The 2,931-nt window shown below is 61.2% G+C and carries 3 protein-coding genes; 1 reads left to right on the forward strand and 2 read right to left on the reverse strand.

Translation table 11 applies throughout. The features are described from left to right. Positions 1-189: 189 nt before the first annotated feature. Complete coding sequence (locus tag ACE3OH_RS21295) at positions 190-792, forward strand: 6-pyruvoyl tetrahydropterin synthase family protein (protein ID WP_374357973.1); 603 nt, start codon at positions 190-192, stop codon at positions 790-792. Between the two features lies 1 nt (position 793). Here the strand turns inward: ACE3OH_RS21295 and ACE3OH_RS21300 are convergent, their stop codons facing one another. Together ACE3OH_RS21300 and ACE3OH_RS21305 are read right to left on the reverse strand one after the other, a co-directional pair. Next, positions 794-1,918, reverse strand: coding sequence for a VanZ family protein (locus ACE3OH_RS21300; RefSeq protein WP_374357976.1), 1,125 nt, complete (start codon positions 1,916-1,918; stop codon positions 794-796). 116 nt (positions 1,919-2,034) lie between these two features. Then, positions 2,035-2,394: a PilZ domain-containing protein gene (locus ACE3OH_RS21305; protein WP_374357979.1), complete on the reverse strand. Its 360-nt coding sequence runs from the start codon at positions 2,392-2,394 to the stop codon at positions 2,035-2,037. Positions 2,395-2,931 lie beyond the last annotated feature (537 nt).

Below are 2,931 nucleotides of genomic sequence, written 5' to 3' on the forward strand. Positions count from 1 at the left end.
GGCATGCGCACCGTGCTGCTCGGCGAGCGAGGCAGTTCGTTTCATTTTGCCGACCTGACCATTGCACAGCTCGATACCCTGCCAAGACAAGCCCGCGCCCGTGGCTGGCTCAGGCCACATTGAAAGCAGTTCTGGCAATTACCTGAGCCGGTGGCACAATCACGGCCAACTCCTGCCCGGTGCATCACCATGCTGATACGCAAGCTGTTCAAATTTGAAAACGCCCATATCGTCCGCAACTGCAGCAGCGACCGCTGTCGCCGCTCCATCCACGGGCATAGCTACAAGGTGGAAGTACTGCTGGAGGCTCACGCCCTCGATCACGGCCATATGGTGTACGACTTCGGCCTGATGAAGGGCACGATACGCGATGTAATCGACGCCTTCGACCATGCGATCTGCTTTTGGGATAAAGACGAGGCCGACTATATCGCCTGGGCGAAAACCTATTCTGCCCGCTGGATTTCCCTGCCGGTTTCGCCATCGGCCGAGCAGTTTTCCCGCCTGTTTTTCGTGCTGATCGACGCCATCTTGGGCAATACCGAAATGCGCAATGGCGAGCAGGGCGTTGTGTTGCATTCGATCATTGCCCATGAAACCGAAACCGGCTATGCGCAGTGCTTCCGCAGCGACGCCTATAACCCGCAGATGGGCAGCATCGGACTCGCAGACATCATATTCTCGGAACAATGCAAAGCCGAATGGCACGACCCGGCGATGCTGGACAAGCTCTTGCAGCAGCAGCGCTTTATCAACCCGACCGTGCCACTGCAAGTAACGCCAGAGCGCTGATTCAGTCGAGCACCACCCGCCGCCGATCACGCCCCCAGTCCTTGCGGATCAGCAGCAGTAAATAAGCCGCCGCCAGCCACGGCCAGAACAGCGAAATGGTCTGCGCCAGGCCGCTGAAATTGCGCAGATGGCCGTGATGCCAGCGGAACAGGGCAAACAGGCCGGTAGGCTCGGCATTCAGTGGCCAGGCCATCTCCACCCCTTCGGCCAGCAGCAGGCAAAGCAAGCCACACAGGGCGCGCCAGCGTCGCTTCAGGGGCGCCAGCAGCTCCAGCAACAGCCATCCGCCTGCCATGCCCAGCAACACGTCGACATTCATCCACGCCATCAAGGCATCGCGCTTGAGCATGGCGCCGGCGAATACCACCTTCAGCAGAATGGCCAGCAGCGCCACCGCCAGCATGGCAAAGGCAGCGTGGCTGCGCCGCGCCAGCAAGGTGGCGACCATCAGGCCGACCGCCGTAAAGTTCAGCAGCACCCCGCCGCACTCCAGCAGGCGCAAAAACAGACGCGCATTGGCAATCGGCGACACAAAGGGCTGCGGTATGCCCTGCGGTTCGAATACCACACCGAACAGAGGGATGGCTGGATTGAGCTGGCTGATCAGCCATAGGCCCAGCACTACCAAGCCGAAATCGGTCAGCCCGCCCTTGGCCAGCCAGGACTGCCGAAACACCAGCCAGCGCCGCACGATCAACAAACGATCGAGCGCACACGCCACCACGGCACCCGCCAGCGCACCAAGACCATTGCACAGGATATCGAGATTGGATGCGACGCGATCAGGCAGGAACTGCTGGACGAATTCAACCAGAGCGGACAACAGCACAGCCAGGATGAGCGCCAGCATCGGCGCATGCCAGCGACAGCGGAAGGTGACCGCCCAAGCGTAGCCTAGCGGCAGATAGGCCACGATATTGATCGCGTTATCGAATACCGTCTGGTAATACGGCAAGGGGTAAGCGTAGAAGGCAAACAGGCTGTCGCCGGCATGGCGCCAGCCACTGAACGGATACCAGCTGACGATCAGGATGACCACATGCCAGGCGGCGAGGAAGTGCTGCGCCAGCCATGAAGGGCGGGCCGAATGGGCCAGGTAGGAAATGGGCAAGCGCCAGCGTTGCATGGGGCAGCAGCTTATCACGCTGCGCCGGCCCGCCTAAGCGAGAGGCCGTTGACACCCGCTCGCCGCGCCACACTTGTACCGAATCGGCGCGGTTGCCCCGCCATGCTGCGCATCCGTCAATTGCGCATCCAGCGATCGGTGCGCGACTTCACGAAGCGGTCGATCGAATCGCGGATGTTTGGCGGCAGGTTCAAAAAGCGCAAACCGGTGCGAAAGCGGCTATCGGCCAGAATCACATTCATCACCTGCGCCTGCACCGCAATCTGATTGCGTTCCGTTTGACCCGGAAACATGATTTCCAGATACAGGGTGCAGCCAGACAGTACGGGCAGTGCTTTTTCCACCAGCACACCCAGGCCACCGGCCGAGATTCCAACGGTGTAGCCGTACAACAAGGCACCGCCCTGGTCGGGCTGGACGGCCGCACGCCAGTGCACAGGAATGCGCTCGCTAGCACGTCGATCCGCAGCGCTCATTTGCCTGTCCTCGAATAACTGCTGACTGGTCGCAGTATAGGGCGATGCGAAGGTGATCCGGCAGCAAAAAATCGGCGCAGGTTCCCGGCAACATGGCGGGATTCCAGCTTTCCGGCTCGCCCGATTATGCTCCTCGCCTCTACTGCCAGCGCATCACTCGCCGAGGAACGTGCCAAACCTTGTACTGTTGTCGCAGGAGGGCAGAGGCAAGAGCAACCAGGCGAAGGCGAGAACCAACCGATGCTCGGCCGCGCCCGAAGCCGAGAAGGCCTGCAGGCGCATCGCCCCAAAGGGTCGGCATTGCGGTACATCGCATTGCGGGGCAAGCCATTGCAATGAGGCTGTACTGCGTCAGCGAATGGCGGCAGCGTGGCTGCCACACAAGCTCATGCCCCTGCAGGACACAGGCGGCACGCCCCCGACCTTGCAAACTATTGCTTGGCGCCGGGCCAGTCAAAGCTTGGCCCAGGCTGGCCATTGATGCGCAGGCGGTAGCTTCCTTTGGCCGCGGTGGTCAGGTTATTCAGCGCCACGGCA

It is taken from the genome of Chitinimonas sp. (assembly GCF_041904975.1).
GTDB lineage: Bacteria > Pseudomonadota > Gammaproteobacteria > Burkholderiales > Chitinimonadaceae > Chitinimonas.